This window comes from Massilia sp. PWRC2 (assembly GCF_049896725.1).
In the GTDB taxonomy this organism is placed as follows: Bacteria; Pseudomonadota; Gammaproteobacteria; order Burkholderiales; family Burkholderiaceae_D; genus JAFCUW01.
The window spans coordinates 232,798-249,083 of record NZ_JAFCUW010000007.1 but is presented as its reverse complement, the minus strand read 5'-3'; the positions used below and the strand labels follow the sequence as shown (position 1 = coordinate 249,083).

Annotated in this window: 18 protein-coding genes and 1 pseudogene; 13 read left to right on the top strand and 6 right to left on the bottom strand. The window is 61.4% G+C overall.

From position 1 onward, the window contains the following. The first annotated feature begins 5 nt into the window (after window positions 1–5). Window positions 6–632 carry a tyrosine-type recombinase/integrase gene (locus ACP7BZ_RS15450; RefSeq protein ID WP_426114654.1) on the top strand — a complete coding sequence of 209 codons (627 nt, stop codon included), beginning with the start codon at window positions 6–8 and terminating at the stop codon, window positions 630–632. After that, window positions 607–978: a tyrosine-type recombinase/integrase gene (locus ACP7BZ_RS15445; RefSeq protein ID WP_426114652.1), complete on the top strand. Its 372-nt coding sequence runs from the start codon at window positions 607–609 to the stop codon at window positions 976–978. Before ACP7BZ_RS15450 ends, ACP7BZ_RS15445 begins: the two co-directional genes overlap by 26 nt. On the opposite strand, the gene ACP7BZ_RS15440 is transcribed toward ACP7BZ_RS15445, so the two are convergent. The 3 genes from ACP7BZ_RS15440 to ACP7BZ_RS15430 all read right to left on the bottom strand — a co-directional run bounded on the left by ACP7BZ_RS15440 (window position 973) and on the right by ACP7BZ_RS15430 (window position 2,791). Continuing rightward, window positions 973–1,260, bottom strand: coding sequence for a helix-turn-helix transcriptional regulator (locus tag ACP7BZ_RS15440; RefSeq protein ID WP_426114650.1), 288 nt, complete (start codon window positions 1,258–1,260; stop codon window positions 973–975). The two genes, ACP7BZ_RS15445 and ACP7BZ_RS15440, sit on opposite strands and share 6 nt — an antisense overlap. Window positions 1,261–1,676: 416 nt before the next feature. Then, window positions 1,677–2,576, bottom strand: a complete 900-nt coding sequence (locus ACP7BZ_RS15435; protein ID WP_426114648.1) for an IS3 family transposase — start codon at window positions 2,574–2,576, stop codon at window positions 1,677–1,679. Further along, window positions 2,573–2,791 (bottom strand): transposase, encoded by a 219-nt coding sequence (locus ACP7BZ_RS15430; RefSeq protein WP_426114780.1) that lies wholly within the window; start codon window positions 2,789–2,791, stop codon window positions 2,573–2,575. Before ACP7BZ_RS15430 ends, ACP7BZ_RS15435 begins: the two co-directional genes overlap by 4 nt. Window positions 2,792–2,982: 191 nt before the next feature. On the opposite strand from ACP7BZ_RS15430, the gene ACP7BZ_RS15425 reads away from it, so the two are divergent. From ACP7BZ_RS15425 to kdpE, 10 genes are all read left to right on the top strand, one after another. Then, the gene (locus ACP7BZ_RS15425) at window positions 2,983–3,315 is read left to right on the top strand and encodes a hypothetical protein (protein ID WP_426114646.1); all 333 of its coding nucleotides are present in this window, start codon (window positions 2,983–2,985) and stop codon (window positions 3,313–3,315) included. Beyond that, window positions 3,312–3,983: a hypothetical protein gene (locus ACP7BZ_RS15420; protein WP_426114644.1), complete on the top strand. Its 672-nt coding sequence runs from the start codon at window positions 3,312–3,314 to the stop codon at window positions 3,981–3,983. The genes ACP7BZ_RS15425 and ACP7BZ_RS15420 overlap by 4 nt, the downstream gene beginning before the upstream one ends. Window positions 3,984–4,015: 32 nt before the next feature. After that, window positions 4,016–4,768: a TorF family putative porin gene (locus tag ACP7BZ_RS15415; protein ID WP_426114642.1), complete on the top strand. Its 753-nt coding sequence runs from the start codon at window positions 4,016–4,018 to the stop codon at window positions 4,766–4,768. Between the two features lie 102 nt (window positions 4,769–4,870). Further along, window positions 4,871–4,960 carry a potassium ABC transporter ATPase gene (locus ACP7BZ_RS15410; protein WP_426114640.1) on the top strand — a complete coding sequence of 30 codons (90 nt, stop codon included), beginning with the start codon at window positions 4,871–4,873 and terminating at the stop codon, window positions 4,958–4,960. Then, window positions 4,960–5,046 carry a K(+)-transporting ATPase subunit F gene (gene kdpF / locus ACP7BZ_RS15405; protein ID WP_426114778.1) on the top strand — a complete coding sequence of 29 codons (87 nt, stop codon included), beginning with the start codon at window positions 4,960–4,962 and terminating at the stop codon, window positions 5,044–5,046. Before ACP7BZ_RS15410 ends, kdpF begins: the two co-directional genes overlap by 1 nt. Further along, on the top strand, window positions 5,046–6,857 hold the full coding sequence (gene kdpA / locus ACP7BZ_RS15400) for a potassium-transporting ATPase subunit KdpA (RefSeq protein WP_426114638.1): 1,812 nt from the start codon (window positions 5,046–5,048) through the stop codon (window positions 6,855–6,857). Before kdpF ends, kdpA begins: the two co-directional genes overlap by 1 nt. A 20-nt stretch (window positions 6,858–6,877) precedes the next feature. After that, on the top strand, window positions 6,878–8,992 hold the full coding sequence (gene kdpB, locus ACP7BZ_RS15395; protein WP_426114636.1) for a potassium-transporting ATPase subunit KdpB: 2,115 nt from the start codon (window positions 6,878–6,880) through the stop codon (window positions 8,990–8,992). Between the two features lie 23 nt (window positions 8,993–9,015). Then, a complete protein-coding gene (gene kdpC, locus ACP7BZ_RS15390) occupies window positions 9,016–9,591 on the top strand; it encodes a potassium-transporting ATPase subunit KdpC (RefSeq protein WP_426114634.1) in 576 nt (191 codons plus the stop codon). Between the two features lie 25 nt (window positions 9,592–9,616). After that, a complete protein-coding gene (kdpD, locus tag ACP7BZ_RS15385) occupies window positions 9,617–12,334 on the top strand; it encodes a two-component system sensor histidine kinase KdpD (protein WP_426114776.1) in 2,718 nt (905 codons plus the stop codon). Continuing rightward, entirely contained in the window at window positions 12,327–13,028 is a 702-nt protein-coding gene (gene kdpE / locus ACP7BZ_RS15380; protein ID WP_426114632.1) for a two-component system response regulator KdpE, read from the top strand. The genes kdpD and kdpE overlap by 8 nt, the downstream gene beginning before the upstream one ends. Before the next feature lie 205 nt (window positions 13,029–13,233). On the opposite strand, the gene ACP7BZ_RS15375 is transcribed toward kdpE, so the two are convergent. Genes ACP7BZ_RS15375 through ACP7BZ_RS15365 form a run of 3 tightly spaced genes read right to left on the bottom strand, consistent with a single transcriptional unit; the run spans window position 13,234 to window position 15,810 of the window. Further along, entirely contained in the window at window positions 13,234–13,824 is a 591-nt protein-coding gene (locus ACP7BZ_RS15375) for a TadE family protein (protein ID WP_426114630.1), read from the bottom strand. Next, complete coding sequence (locus ACP7BZ_RS15370) at window positions 13,811–14,293, bottom strand: TadE/TadG family type IV pilus assembly protein (RefSeq protein WP_426114628.1); 483 nt, start codon at window positions 14,291–14,293, stop codon at window positions 13,811–13,813. Before ACP7BZ_RS15370 ends, ACP7BZ_RS15375 begins: the two co-directional genes overlap by 14 nt. Then, complete coding sequence (locus ACP7BZ_RS15365) at window positions 14,290–15,810, bottom strand: TadE/TadG family type IV pilus assembly protein (protein ID WP_426114626.1); 1,521 nt, start codon at window positions 15,808–15,810, stop codon at window positions 14,290–14,292. The genes ACP7BZ_RS15370 and ACP7BZ_RS15365 overlap by 4 nt, the downstream gene beginning before the upstream one ends. A 256-nt stretch (window positions 15,811–16,066) precedes the next feature. Here ACP7BZ_RS15365 and ACP7BZ_RS15360 point away from each other — a divergent pair. Beyond that, window positions 16,067–16,210 (top strand): annotated as a pseudogene (locus ACP7BZ_RS15360) (hypothetical protein); the annotation flags it as partial. Window positions 16,211–16,286: the final 76 nt, after the last annotated feature.

Genomic DNA, 16,286 nt, shown 5'->3' with positions numbered 1-16,286 from the left:
GACCCGTGACTGGCACCGCGTCAACGCTAAAAAATGGCAGCTGCAAACAGCGAAAAACATTCTGCATCGTTTTGAGATGGATATTTTCCAGTCATTGGCGCGATGCCCATCGACGCCGTCAAGGTGCCGCACGTCCTCGAGCGATCCGCGCCATCGAACGGCGCGGATCGCTCGAGGTGGCCAAGCGCATGGCGGCCGACTGCGCCCGGGTGTTCAACTACGCCGTTCGCAGCGGCTTGGCAGAACGCAATCCGGCGGCACTGCTGGGGGAGGTGCTGGAGGTGCGCGAAAAAAGTCATTTCGCGGCGCTGTCACCGGACCAGCTTCCTGGCTTCCTGCGGGCGCTGCATGGCAACGAAGCGTGCATGGGCATGCCGACCCGCGTGGCGATGCGTCTGATGCTGATGGTGTTTGTGCGCACCAGCGAACTGATCGAAACACCCTGGTCGGAAATTGACCTTGACAAGGGGGGAGTGGATTATTCCCTGGACACGCATGAAAATGGGCCGGCGCAAGGCGAAGCCGGACAAGACCGACCATCACGTCTGCCTGTCGCGGCAAGCGGGTTCGTTGTTGCGCGAGCTGCATCGGCTGACCGGGGGAGGCATGTACCTGTTTCCGAACATGCGTGATGCCAAGCGGCCCATGAGCAATATGGCGCTCCTCAAGGCGATAGAGCGCATGGGCTACAAGGGCGACATGACGGGCCACGGCTTCAGGGCGCTGGCGATGACGACACTAAAGGAAAAGCTCGGTTACCGGCACGAGGTGGTCGACTGGCAGCTGGCCCATGCGCCCAAGGACAAGAGCGAGAGCGCCTACGACCGCGCCAGATATCTCGATGAGCGCAGGATCATGATGCAGCACTGGGCCGATTACCTGGACGCGCAATCGGCAGCGGCACTGGTGGGTGAGGGAATGTCCGCGCAGAGCACGCGTTCCTCGATGTCGACAGGGCCAGGAGAGAGGCAGTCATAGCCGGGTAGGGGCTACAGTGGCCTCGGCCTCAGTGCCAAGGTCGCGGGCGCTGATGCACTGTGTTTTCCAGGCAACGATTTCGCTCAGCAACCAAGCTGACGCCCTCGGTCCGATCTTGACCGGTTTCGCAAACTCGCCGCGCTTGATCGCTGCATAAATGCTGCTTCGCGATTTGCCACACAGGGCCATCACTACATCAATCTTGATCAGTCTGTCTTCATCGTGCGGGCCGATCTGCGCACGTTTTGCGGCTGGTTCACCTGCGCCGCCAAGGGTGTTCACGGAATCGTTGCCAGTATGGGCTTTGTCTGTAGCAAGCATGCTTTATTTCACCTTTGATAGAGTGTATTGCGGAGAGCGCTTGCATCAGTCTGAACCGGGGAAAATTTTTTTCTAGCGCGAATGGACGGTTTTTTGGGAGACTTTCGTATCAGGAGAGATAGATGAGCTTCAATTTGCGCGGTCGTAAACTTGACGTGGGTTTGATCGTGGAGGCGCAGTTGGCAGGTGCACGTCATCAACAACGCGTGAACTGGTGTCGGCCCGCTTGGCATAGTGGTGGCGGTGCACCAGCTCGTTTTTAAACTGGCCCAGACGGGGTGCTGCTGTGGGACTGTTCGGTGTATATCTCCTTGAACACCCAACGCGTCGCACGGCCGATCGCTATGGGCAAATGTCGCCGCAACGATTTGCGGTGGTCAAGTAATTTCGGACACAACGATAGGTTCGCGTTCTGCGATTTTCCGTTCGTAGACGGTGGGCGGCAGATTGCCCGATGCTGAATTAATGCGCTTGCCGTTGTAGAAGCCGACGATGTAGTCGGTGATGTCTGCGTTGGCCTCGGCATGGTTGGCATATTGACGTTGCCAAACACGTTCCATTTTGAGGTTCAGGAAGAAGCGCTCTGCGACGGCGTTGAAGCGATGCTTCAACGCCCAGCAATTTCCTTTGCGGCTCATGCTGCAGACGAAGCCGTTTTTTTTAAAAAGATCCTGGTAAAGCTCGCTGGCATACTGGCTGCCCCGATCGGAATGAACGATCAGGCCTGCTGCCGGTCGGCGCTGCCCGAGCGCCATGTTCAAAACATCGCACACCAGTTTGGCAGGCATGCTCGGTGCCATCGCCCAGCCGACCACTTTACGAGCGTACAGGTCGAGCACGGTGGCCAGATACAGCCACCCAGCACCGGTCCTGATATAGGTAATATCGCTGACGTAAGCCAAGTTCGGCCCTGTCGGATCGAACTGTTGGCTGAGCACATTGGCGGCAATCGGCAAGTTGTGCTTGCTGTCGGTAGTGTGAACAAATTTTCGCTTGCAGACGGGCTTCAGGGCCGCCTGGCGCATCAATCGACGCACCTTGTAGCATCCAATTTTGAAGCCGTCGTTTGCCATGGCTGTGACCATTCGACGGCTGCCGTAACTCTGGTGGCTTGCCATACATGCGGCCTTCAAATGGACGCTCTCTTTGCACACCTTGGGCATGGCGAAACGTCGCTTGGCTTCGTAAAAAGCAGACCTGCTCACTTCCAGAACACGGCAGCTTTGCAAGACCGGGACGGCCTCCTTTTGCAGCGCTTCAATGACCTGGTGGGTCACTTCATTTCGCGGGCAAAGAAGGCCGACGCTTTTTTTAATATCGTCACGTCCCGGCGAAGTTGTTGATTCTCCTGCTCCAGCTGGCGGATCCTCTGCTGCTCGGCAGTCAATGGTTTACCGATGCCGCGCTGGCCACTCTGCTCGGCGCTGAACTGGGCCAGCCATCGACGGATCGCGGTCTGGCCGATGTCCATGCTCTCGCTGACGTTCTGAATGCTTTGCCGGATGCGTCAACGAACTGTAAACGCGCATGCGATCGCGCCGTCCCGCCTGCGTTTTTTACACTGCGTTTTTACACAGCGTTTTTTACACAGCGTTTACGCGTCCTCGTGGATTTTTTAGAAAATTTTTATGCCTAGCTTGATACGCTTGTCCCGGTCAATAACGCATCCCCGATGGAGGCAGCATGAATTCCTGGTCGACCCGCCAAGTGTCACAACAGTGCGCCGAACACGTGCCGAAATCCGCGGCGCCAGGCCCGCTTGCAGCGACCGGTTTGCGTGTGCTGCGCCTGAGCGTGGACAGTGCCTCCGTTACCACGCTGCGCCAGCTTGCCATGCGGGTGTGCGGCGACGCTCTGGAATTCATGCGCATCGCCGTCTGCGCCGGCGGCCAGCGCATTGCAGTGTGGCTGTGCGTGCAGCTCGGCTTTGTCGCGCTGTTGAGCGAAACGGTGCAGCGGCAGTTGCCCGGCGCGCGTCTCGGTGATCATCACGCGGCGGCAGGAGAATTGCCATGATCGTCGCCATCGCCAGCACTAAAACAGGGCGCGGTCATTGCGCTTTGGCTGCCAACCTGGCGGTACTGCGCACCCGCAGCGGCAGTCGCATGTGCCTGCTCGACATCGACCCCGCACGCAGCGCCTATCGCTGGGGGTGCGCGCGCAGCGAGGAAGGCCAGGGCCCTGCGATGGCGGCGCTGGCCTTGCCCGCGCGGGTGGCCACTGGCGGCATCGACCAGATAGCTTCCCGCTACAGCGATCTGCTGATCCACACCGGTGCCTGCGCCAGCCACGATTGCCGCAGCGCGTTGTTGTCGGCGCGGGTGGTTGTGGTGCCGCTCGCGCCGGCCGACTACGACCTTGACGCCAATTACAGCCTGATTGCTGACCTGAACGGGGCACGCATGTTCAATCCTTCGCTGAAAGCGCTGTTCGTCATTCTGGCAGACGTCGGCGAGCCGACCGCGCTGGAGCTGGCGCGAGCCCGCCTGTATGTCGCCCAAGTCATGTCAGCAACCCTGGCGAACACTGTGCTGCACTGGCCCGACGCCAACGAATACGGTCACGGGCGCTGCGTCTGCGACGCTGAAACCTGCGATCCGGATGCGGCTGCCGAGTTGCACGCGTTGTACCGCGAGGTGTATGCGCAGCAGGCCGCGATTTCCCCCATTTCATTCAACCATTGATTTACCCCCCCCCCTGAAAGAGAAAGCGCTGCATGAAAAACGTCCTATTGGCTGTCGCCCTGGTTTCCACTTTTGCATCAAGCAACGTTCTGGCGCAAGAGGCCGCCGCCGGGCCGAATGAGTTGACCTTCAATGCCGCCGTCACCAGCGACTACCGTTACCGTGGTATTTCGCAGTCCCGCCTGCAGCCAGCCCTGCAGGGCGGCGCCGATTTCACCAACAAGCCGTCCGGCCTGTACGTGGGCATCTGGGCCTCGACAATTAAATGGACCAAGGACGCCGGTGGCAGCGGCGATGTGGAAATCGACCTGTATGCCGGCAAGCGCGGCGACATCGGTCAGGGATTTGGCTATGACGTCGGGGTGCTGACCTATGTGTATCCATCGAATGGCCTGGCCGACGTCAGCGGCTTTGCCAATGCCAATACCACGGAACTGTACGGCCAGCTGTCCTACGGTCCCGGGGCTCTCAAATACTCGCACGCGGTGACCAATCTGTTCGGCTTTGTCGACAGCAAGAACAGCGGCTACCTCGACCTGTCGGTCAATCCCGAGCTGGTCAAGGACGTCACACTGAATCTGCATGCCGGCCGTCAGCGCGTCGACAACAACGGCACGGCCAGCTACATCGACTGGAAAGTCGGCGTCACCCACGACTTCGGCGTTGTCACTGGCGCCCTGGCCTACATCGGCACCAACGCCGGCAAGGTGGCGTATGCCTCGCCGGCCAACGGCAAGTTTCTCGGTAAATCCGCGCTGCAGCTGACCATCAGCAAGACCTTCTAATTTTTACAAGTTGTTTACACCATTGGTTCAAGTGTTTACAAAATTTTTAGGCGGTCAGCGCTACGCTGGCCGTATCGACACCAGAACATCAAAAGGGATCACATGGATGCAATGTATATCGGTGCCACAGTGCTGTTCGTCGCACTGATCTGGGCCTTCGCCTCGGGCTGCCAGAAGCTGGGAGAAAAATAATGGAAATTTGGCAAATCGGCGGCGTGGTCGCCATCGGCCTGCTGGCCTACCTGGTGCATGCCCTGCTGAACGCGGAGGATTTGTGATGAGCACCCCGTCATTCATGTTGTTGTGCGCCTTTTTGGTCGCCCTGTTGGCCCTGGCGTGGCCGCTCGGCATCGTGCTGGCCCAGGTCGGCAAGGGCGAGGGCGCTGCCGTTCCCGGCATGGGCTGGCTGGGCGCCATCGAACGCCTGTTGTACCGCGCCGCCGGCGTCGCCAGCGGCGCCGACATGGGCTGGAAGGCGTATGCCGTCGCCTTGCTGGTATTTAACGGTTTGGGCGCCTTGTTTGTCTATGCACTGCAGCGCTTGCAGCAGTGGTTGCCCCTCAATCCGCAGTCGCTGCCGAACATCAGCCCGGATTCGTCGTTCAATACGGCCGTCAGTTTTGTCACCAACACCAACTGGCAGGGTTACAGCGGCGAGCAGACCATGAGTTATCTGACACAGATGCTGGCGCTGACGGCCCAAAATTTCTTTTCGGCCGCTACCGGCATGGCGGTCGTGTTCGCCCTGATCCGGGGTTTTAGCGCCCGCTCGGCCAAGACCATCGGCAATTTCTGGGTCGACCTGACCCGTTCGACGCTGTACGTGCTGCTGCCGCTGTCGCTGCTGTTCTCAGTATTTCTGATGGGGCAGGGCGTGATCCAGAATTTTTCGGCCTATCAGGACGTGCAGCTCCTTGAGCCGGTTGCTTATTCGGTGCCGAAAAACGGCGCCGATGGCCAGCCCCTGAAAGACGCCAAGGGCCAGCCGGTGATGGAAAACCTGGTTGCCACCAGCCAGTCCATCGCCATGGGCCCGGTAGCGTCGCAGGAAGCGATCAAGATGATCGGCACCAATGGCGGCGGCTTTTTCAATGCCAATTCAGCCCATCCCTACGAAAACCCCACGCCGCTGAGTAATTTTGGCCAGATGCTGGCCATCTTCCTGATTCCCGCCGGCCTGTGCTTTGCTTTCGGTCGTCTGGTGGGCGACCGCCGCCAGGGCATTGCCGTGCTGGCGGCGATGACCATCATGTTTGTTGGTGCCACCCTGGTGGTGCTGGGCGCCGAACAGGCCGCCCACCCGCAACTGCTGCAAATGGGCGTTGACCAGGTCGGCAGTGCAATCCAGGCTGGCGGCAATATGGAAGGCAAGGAAACGCGCTTCGGTATTGCCGCGTCAAGCCTGTTTGCCGCAATTACCACGGCGGCCTCGTGCGGCGCTGTCAACGCCATGCACGATTCCTTCACGCCCTTGGGCGGTTCGATTCCGATGCTGCTCATTCAGCTTGGCGAAGTGGTGTTCGGCGGGGTTGGTTCGGGCCTCTACGGCATGCTGGTGTTCGCCATCATGGCCGTGTTCATTGCCGGCCTGATGATCGGTCGCACACCGGAATACCTGGGCAAGAAAATTCAGAGCTTCGAGATGAAGATGACCTCGATCGCCATTCTGGTCACTCCCGTGCTGGTGCTGGGCGGCACGGCGATCGCCGTGATGCTCGACGCTGGCAAGGCCGGGATCGCCAATCCGGGCGCGCACGGCTTTTCGGAAATTCTCTATGCCTTCAGCTCGGCAGCGAACAACAATGGCAGTGCGTTTGCCGGCCTCTCCGCCAATACGCCTTTTTACAACGTCATGCTGGCGATCGCCATGTGGTTCGGCCGCTTTGCCGTCATTGTGCCGATTCTGGCGATTGCCGGTTCGCTGGCAGCCAAGCCGCGCCTGCAAGCCAACCCCGGCACCATGCCGACCCACGGGCCGGTGTTCGTCGGCCTGCTCATCGGGGTGGTGTTGCTGGTAGGTGTACTTAACTATGTTCCCGCTCTGGCCCTGGGGCCGGTGGTTGAACACCTTCAATTGTATACAAAGTAATCATGGCCACGGAGTCCAAGATGTCTCAAACAAAATCCCTGCCCAAGGTCAGTACACCGCAGGCAGCGCCACGCAAATCGCTGACGCTGTTCGATACCAGCCTGCTGTTGCCCGCCATTGGCGACGCCTTCATGAAACTCGGACCGCGCACGCAGGCGCGCAGTCCGGTGATGTTTGTCGTGTACGTGGGCAGTATCCTGACGACGCTGATGTATTTCCGGGCGCTTAGCTCACCGGCCGAAATTGCCGACAGCGGTTTTATCGCGGCAATCTCGATATGGCTGTGGTTCACCGTGCTGTTCGCCAACTTCGCCGAGGCCCTGGCGGAAGGGCGCAGCAAGGCCCAGGCGGCGTCCCTGCGCGGCCTGAAACAGACGGTGATGGCGAAAAAGCTGGCCACTGCCAAATACGGCACCACCTGGCTGCCGGTGCCCGGCGCCGATCTGCGCAAGGGGCACAGCATTCTGGTCGAAGCGGGCGACGTCATTCCCATCGACGGCGAGGTGGTCGAAGGGATGGCGTCGGTCGACGAAAGCGCCATCACGGGCGAATCGGCGCCGGTGATCCGCGAATCGGGTGGCGACTTTTCTTCCGTCACCGGCGGCACGCGCGTGCTGTCGGACTGGCTGGTGGTACGGGTTGCCGTCAACCCGGGCGAAACTTTTTTGGACCGCATGATTTCGATGGTCGAAGGCGCCAAGCGCCAGAAGACGCCGAATGAAATCGCGCTGACCATCCTGCTGGTCGCGCTGACCATTGTGTTTTTGGTGGTGACGGTGACCTTGCTGCCGTTTTCCATGTTCAGCGTGACCGCGGCCGGCGCCGGCACCCCGGTCAGCGTGACCGTGCTGATTGCCCTGCTGGTGTGCCTGATCCCCACCACCATCGGCGCCTTGCTGTCGTCGATCGGCGTGGCCGGGATGAGCCGCATGATGGGCGCCAACGTCATCGCCACCTCGGGCCGCGCGGTGGAAGCGGCCGGCGACGTCGATGTGCTGTTGCTCGACAAGACAGGCACGATTACCCTGGGGAACCGCCAGGCTGCGGCTTTTTTCCCGGCACCCGGCATCAGCGAGCAACAGCTGGCCGATGTGGCGCAGCTGGCGTCAATGGCCGATGAAACGCCTGAAGGCCGCTCGATCGTCGTGCTGGCCAAGCAGAAGTTCAACATCCGGGAACGCGATCTGGGGGCGCTCGGTGCCGTGTTCATCCCGTTTAGCGCCAATACCCGCATGAGCGGCGCCGATCTCGGTGCGCGCCAGGTGCGCAAGGGCGCCGCCGACTCGGTGCGCAAGCATGTCGAAGCGATCGGCCAGGTCTATCCCGCCGAGATGGCCAGGCTGGTCGATGACGTTTCGCGCCGCGGCAGCACGCCGCTGGTGGTGGTCGACGACGGCCGTGTCATGGGCGTGGTGGAACTGAAGGATATCGTCAAGGGCGGCATCAAGGAGCGCTTTGCCGAGCTGCGCCGCATGGGGATCAAGACCGTGATGATCACCGGCGACAACAAGCTGACCGCCGCCGCGATTGCCGCCGAAGCCGGTGTCGATGATTTCCTGGCCGAAGCCACGCCCGAAGACAAATTGAAATTGATCCGTGACTACCAGTCGGAAGGCCGGCTGGTGGCGATGACGGGCGACGGCACCAACGATGCCCCGGCACTGGCCCAGGCCGATGTGGCGGTGGCAATGAATTCCGGCACCCAGGCCGCCAAGGAGGCCGGCAATATGGTCGATCTCGATTCGAATCCGACCAAGCTGCTGGAAATTGTCGAAATCGGCAAGCAGATGCTGATGACGCGCGGTTCGCTGACGACGTTTTCCATCTCGAACGACATCGCCAAGTATTTCGCCATCATTCCGGCGGCCTTTGTCGGCACCTACCCGCAGTTAAAAGCGCTCGACATCATGCAGCTGTCGAGCCCGAATTCGGCGATCATGTCGGCGGTGATTTTTAACGCCCTGATCATCATCGTGCTCATCCCGCTGGCCCTGAAGGGCGTGCGCTACCGTGCCATCGGCGCTGCCGCGCTCCTGCGCAGGAACATCCTGATCTACGGCGTCGGCGGCATTATCTTGCCCTTCGTCGGCATCAAGCTGATCGACATGCTGCTGTCGCTGCTGCGCCTGGTTTAACGTTCAAGTTGAAAGGAACCATCATGAAATCCACCCTGCGTCCCGCCATCGTGTTGTTCGGCGCTCTTACACTGGTCGTTGGCGTACTCTATCCGCTGGCCGTCACCGGCATCGGCAAACTTGCCTTCGCCGACCAGGCCGCTGGCAGCCTGGTACTGCGCGACGGCAAACCGATCGGATCGAGCCTGATCGGCCAGACTTTTTCCTCGCCGCGCTATTTTTGGAGCCGGCCGTCGGCCACTGCGCCGATGAGTAATAACGCCGCCGGCAGCTCCGGCGCCAACCAGGGGCCGCTCAACCCGGCCCTCATCGACGCCGTCAAAGGGCGCATCAGCGCCCTGCGCGACGCCGACCCGACTAACAAGGCGGCCATTCCGGTTGACCTGGTGACCGCTTCGGCTAGCGGACTCGACCCGGAAATCAGCGTGGCGGCTGCGCGCTACCAGGCCGGCCGCGTCGCCAGCGCGCGCAAGATGCCGCGTGAGCAGGTCGACAGCCTGATCTCAGTGCATACTATTGCGCAACATCTGGGCTTTTTCGGCGAGAGCAGGGTCAATGTGCTTGCGCTGAACCTGGCCCTGGATGGCGCAACGCACTAGCAACCAAGCAAAACACACCATGCCCATGATTCCCGGCGACAGTCAGCGACCCGATCCCGATGCCTTGCTGGCCCAGATGCAACAACAGGAGCGGCAGGCAGCGCGCGGTCGCCTGCGCATCTACTTTGGGGCCTCGGCCGGTGTTGGTAAAACCTATGCCATGCTGGCGGCCGCACGGCGCCTGCAGCAACAAGGGCAGTCACCGCTGGTGGGCGTACTGGAAACCCATGGACGTGCCGAGACCGCCGCGCTGCTCGACGGTCTGGTGCTGTTGCCGCCCAAGATGCTCGCCTACCGCGGCACGGCGATCGGCGAGTTCGATCTCGACGCCGCCCTTGCCCGGCAACCGGCGCTCATTTTGGTGGACGAGCTGGCGCACTCGAACGCGCCCGGCTCGCGCCACCCGAAGCGCTGGCAGGATATCGAGGAGTTGCTCGACGCTGGCATTGATGTATTTACCACTGTCAATGTGCAACACCTGGAAAGCCTCAACGATGTGGTCGGTGGCATCACCGGCATCCGGGTGTCGGAAACGGTGCCCGACACCGTCTTCGATGAGGCCGACGAGGTGGTGCTGGTCGATCTGCCCGCCGATGAATTGCTGGCACGCCTGCTCAGTGGCAGGGTGTATCAGGGACCACAGGCGGAGCGGGCTTCCAAAAATTTCTTCCGCAAGGGAAATCTGATTGCCTTGCGCGAACTTGCCTTGCGCCGCACCGCCGACCGCGTCGAGGACGACGTGCGCGCCTATCGCGTCGAAAAGTCGATCGACACGGTGTGGAAAACCCGCGGCGCCCTGCTGGCCTGCGTGGGGCCGCGCTCAGGCAATGAACACGTGGTGCGCAGCGCTGCCCGGCTGGCTGGCCAGTTGGGCGCCGACTGGCATGCGGTGTACGTGGAAACGCCGGCGCTGCAGCGCTTGCCGGACGGGCGCCGCGAGGCGATTCTGCGCACACTCAATCTGGCTGCCGAGCTCGGCGCCAGCACGGCGGTATTAGCCGGCGCCGACATTGGCGCGGCGATCGTCGATTACGCGCGCGAACACAATCTGGCCAAGATCGTCATGGCGCGCGGCCACCGCAGCTGGCCATGGCGCACATCGCACCTGCGGCGGGTGGCGGCGCTGGCGCCGGACGTCGATCTGGTGGAAATTGGCGACCCGGCACACGCGCCGGCGACGCCGGCGGCGCCCGCTGTTGCCGAGGAGGGTGGTCAATGGCGCTGCCTGCGGTATGTGATTGCGGCTGTCAGCAGTCTGGCCATGGCCTTGCTGGCGACCCCCTTGTTGCCCTACCTGGATCTGGCCAATATCGCCATGCTGTTTCTGCTGGTGGTGGTGCTGGTGGCGGTGCGGCTCGGCCGTGGCGCCTCGGTGGTGGCCACCTGCGTGGGTGTGGCCTGTTTCGATTTCTTTTTTGTGCCGCCGCGTTTTTCGTTCGCCGTCTCGGACCTGCAGTATCTGGTGACCTTTGGCGTCATGCTGGCCGTTGGCCTGATCACCGGGCACCTGACCGCCGGCCTGCGCTTCCAGGCCAACGTCGCCGCACACCGCGAGCGGCGCTCACGCGCCTTGTACGAATTTGCCCGCGAATTGTCGGGCGCCTTGCAGGCCGAGCAGATAATCGATACCACCCGCAGCGCCATCGACCGTACCTTTCGCGCCAGGGCGGTGCTGTTGGTGCCGGACGCCGACGATCACTTGATCGCCCCGCTGGCGCAAGCCGGTGAGGCCATGCCGATGCCCGACCTCGGCATTGCGCAGTGGGCGTACGATCACGCCGAAAGCGCCGGTCTGGGCACCGACACCCTGCCGGCCAGCGCCCTGTTTTACCTGCCGCTGGTGGCGCCGATGCGCACCCGCGGCGTGCTGGCGATCTCGCCCGAACAGCAACGCTGGATCATGATTCCAGAACAGAGAAAGCAGCTTGACACCTTTGCCGCGCTGGCCGCCATTGCGCTCGAACGGGTCCATTACATCGAGGTTGCGCAGGGCGCCCTGGTCAGCATGGAAACCGAACGGCTGCGTAATTCCCTGCTGGCGGCGTTGTCGCATGATTTGCGCACGCCCTTGACCCTGCTGGTGGGATTGTCCGAAACCCTGGCCCGTTCCCGCCCTGCGCTGGCGCCGGCGCAGCTGGAAATGGCGCAGCAATTGCACAGTGAGGCCTTGCGCATGAACGCCCTGGTGGGCAACCTGCTCGACATGGCCAGATTGCAAAGCGGCGAAATCAAGCTGCAGCTGGAATGGCAGACGCTGGAGGAGGCCGTCGGCACTGCCCTGCGCCTGTGCGCCAGCCCGCTCGCACAGCATCGGGTGACCACCAGTATCGCCCACGATTTTCCACTGGTGCGTTTCGACGCCGTGCTGCTCGAGCGGGTGCTGTGCAATTTGCTGGAAAATGCCGCAAAATACACCCCCGGCGGCTCGCATATCGATATTGCAGCGAACTTGGGACGGCGCGGCGCCGTGCTGACCATTGCCGATGACGGGCCGGGCGTACCGTCCGGGCGTGAAGAGGCCATGTTCGAAAAATTCACCCGTGGCGAACGCGAATCGGCGCGCAGTGGCGTCGGTCTGGGGCTGGCGATCTGCCGGGCCATCGTCGAAGCGCACAACGGCACCATCGAGTATGCGCGCTCGGTTCTGGGCGGCGCCGCTTTTATCATCACGCTTCCGCTGGGACAGCCGCCGTCGATCCCGGCGCCGGAAGCAGATCACGGCAAGGCTTATCTCAATGAATGAACATCCGCCATTCGCGCTGCTGATAGAAGACGAGCCACAGATCCGTCGCTTCGTGCGCGCCGCGCTGGAAGAAGAGGGCTGGCTGGTGCATGAAGCGGCCACCGCGCAGCGCGGGCTGGCCGACGCCGGCACCCGCAGTCCAGACCTGATCATTCTTGACCTCGGTTTGCCGGACGGCGATGGCATGGACTTGATCGGTGAAATCCGCAAATGGTCGAAGGTCCCCATCATCGTTCTGTCGGCACGCACCGGCGAAGGGGACAAGATCAGCGCGCTCGACGCCGGCGCCGACGATTATTTGACCAAGCCATTCGGCGTCGGCGAACTGCAGGCGCGCGTGCGCGCCACCATCCGCCGTCAGCGGCCGGCCGACGGCGCAGCCGATGGACTGGTGCAGTTCGGCGACGTCACCGTCGACTTGAAAGGGCGCCGGGTGTCGAAGGCGGGCGCCGTGGTAAAGCTGACACCGACCGAATTTCGACTGCTGGCGGTGCTCGTTACCAGTGCCGGGCGGGTACTGACCAATCCTCAACTGCTGCGCGCGGTATGGGGGCCCTCGCATGCCGAGGATGGCCACTATCTGCGCATCTACATGGGCCACCTGCGGCACAAGCTCGAGAGCGACTCAGCACAACCGCGCTACCTGCTCACTGAAACCGGAGTGGGATACCGCTTGTCCTTGGGACCGGTCTGAATTTTCACGGCCAACGTTCATCACGGAACAGGGCGTGCTGATTTGATTTGCGCCTGCGCTACCACTGCCTTGTCGCCATCGTAGCGGATGATGGCCTTGCTGCCCAGGTCGGCAAACTGATCGAAATGCGCAGCCGAGCAGGCGCATCTTCATGTAACGCCCCTGAAAAATTGAAAGCGCCGGACGGGAACCGAGCGCATCCACACTAGCGCAGTCCGAGTGTCTGCGCAGATGCGATGGTGGTCGCCAGCGGCATGGCGACAGTCAGGCTGACAATCGATGTCCATGTGTTGAACATCATCGGTGAACACGCTGAAGTGGTGGCGGGATCGCAGATGCGCACGCGGACGAGCCGGATGCAATTGTCAGCATACGGGTCGATCAGGCAATTCCTGCGGTTTTCTTCCGGACTGGACGGAACCGCACCGGCAGCAATCGCTTGCATCGCCAAGGCGCCGTCTGCTCCCATACTGAGCGACATGTAATCAACGCGCACAGCTTGGTCAGTCAGTTCGGGCATCAGGACCAGGCTGCCGGACGTGCTGCGAAATATTGCGTCCTGGCGCACCTTGTCCATCTCGGTCGATTTGCTGAAGTCGGTCGTCGCCGCAGCGCTGGCAGCGCGCCGCGTGACTTCTTGAAAAGTATTGTAAAGAAACATCAAGCGTGCCAGTTCCAGTACCGCGAATAGGAACATGAGAAAGACCAGCACGATCAAGGCAAATTCGATGAGCGTGCTGCCGCCGGCACAGGCACGCGCATGCGCATGAACGCGAGAAAGCTTAGTTGCCGACATAGGGCACCCGGACCTCGGCGGAGAGCAAGATTCCCTCTGATCCAGCAATGTCACTGGTGACACCGGAGAGGAATATGTCGAACATTTTCATTTGTACCATGACTGCAACCTCGCCCGGCACTTGCGTGCCAATACACGGGTGCCGGTCACAGCTGACATCGACCACTGGCGTCGCGCCGCTACCCGGGTTGAGCTCGGCGACTTCCGTGACGGCGATTGATTTGGCGATTTTGGCGATTTCAATTTCTCCAAGGTCGGTCTTGTCAATGCTGACCTCCGCAAGCCTTGACATGGCAAGGAAAGTGGCGGCATCGTGCGCTGCTTTCAGTGCCACCGTGTAGTGCCAGAACAGCCTGCCGAATAACAGCGTAAAAGCAATCAACGCGACCATGATGGGCAACACCAATGCACATTCCACGGCAGCGCTGCCACGCTCATTGCGGTTCAATGGATTCTTCGACATGCTCATGGGAACACCTGTACGTTGCCGCTAATCCGTTCCAGTGGAATCGTGCCGGCAAATTCTGCAGCCAGTGCCGTGGAAGTTGCCGGTACCGTCATGAAGAATTTGGCCACCGCCAGCACATTGGCAGTAGTGGAAGGCGTGGCAGCACAAGAAAGTAGTGCGACGTTTAATACACGACGGTTGCGCAATCCGGGAGCATGGTTGGCGGCGGGCTTCGCACTGTTGCTGCTGGCGCCAGACTTGTAGGGCGTTGCCGAACCTGGTGGGTATGCTTTGACGGTTTGTCCGCCGTACATGACGGCCCAGGACGCGGTCGTAAAAGTCGGGTACCCCGCGCTCGGTTCGGCAACGCCTGCGCTGTAAGCTGCGTAGGGGACTGCCTTGGCATACGCCCACAGCGTTCCATACTGGTTCGCCGTGCCGGTGGCGGGCGGCAGGTCGGCGATCGTCTGCCGCTTGCCATCGCTGACGATGGCTGCCGCAGCTTGTGTCAGCGGCGCGATCGTCACCCAGCCTGTCGGTAAGGCCATGTCGGTGTAGCTATACGATTTTATATTGGCGTCCGGCAGCGCTCCATGGGCCGTGCATTGGCCATTGTCATACTGGTCGAATCGCGCGTTGAGTTGTTTATACAGCGCCCCGAGGGGAAAGGCGGGGCTCACTGAAATCGGGTCCCCGGTCACCCGTGGGATGCCCAGACTGCCGGTACATGCATACGGGCCCACCGTCGAAGGCGCAAAATCGGACGGTTGTCCGCTTGTTCCCGGTGCCGCCAGCGGATTGACCAGGAAGTTGAGGGCATCGGTTCCCGCCGGATTGAGGTCCATGAGGTTGTAGCTGACGCCTCTTCTGAAGCCATACTCGACCAGTTCAGCGTTGCTCGCCGAGTTGTTGCGCCGTGTCGCCGGCGCTGCTGACATGGCGCATATCGCTAAGGGCGCGATGTCGATGCTGGTCCTGCCAGCAATGATTTCGCTGTTTGCCTGCAGGCTGTTGAAAGAGGAAGAAATGACTCTCATCAACGCAGTTTGAATCGTCCCTGCGGGGTCTAACTTTTCGGTATCTACCTTGACATAGTAGACGCGCGCCGCATCGGCGGCCGCCCCTGTCGCATCGGTCCAGCTGCCATGCCGATCAGGCTTGCTGCTAAATGTCAGGGCTGCCGAGGACCAGGTAACGGTCTCTTTGTAGTAATTGAATTTTTGCAGCGCCGCGACACTCGCCGCTGCGCTAACAGCGTCACTCACACCAGCGGCCGTACCATTGAGTTTTTTCGCTGCAGCCAGCGCGACCGCATGTGCCACATTGCGCATTTCCGCTTTCCTGTTGTAGAGCATGGCGAGATCGATGGCAAAGCCGCAGATCGCGATCAGGGGAATGAGCAACAGGGCGAACAGGATGGCGATGGCGCCGGCCTGCCGCGGCGGCGCCACTGGAAAAGCTGGTGCGTGCAGGCGCAATGATGCGCCGCAGTGGCTGCAGGTGCCGATGATCGCCCTGCCTGCTTCGTCTGTGCCCATGCACTCTCCCGTGATACACCGACGGCGTCAAAAAATTCTGATTTGCAACATAGCGATTTTAGTCGGCGTCATGTGCGGGTTATTGATCTCTCGCAAGGGCCGCCCAGACGGCAGCCGGCTGCGGCGGCTGTGCGGGCGGGCAAGGTCAGCGTTCAGGCAAGCACCGTCAACCCGTGTCGTCGATGGGGCAGGGCGCTCAGGCCAGTAACCTCATGGCGGACGCGAAGGTGGACGCGAAGGTGGACTCGAACGTGGATGGGACGGTGGACGTGACCTCGGCGACCGTGCCAGCGATACCCACATCAAGAATTTGCGCAAGAAACTGCAGGCGGTCGAACCGGCCAGCGCATGCAGCGCTTCCGTGTGTGGGGTCGGCTACCGGTTTGACATGCCCGACTGAGCCTGCCCGTATCTGCTGCGCCGTACCTGCGACGCATAATCTGCGTCGTCTATGCCCCCTGAATTGACCGCCTGCT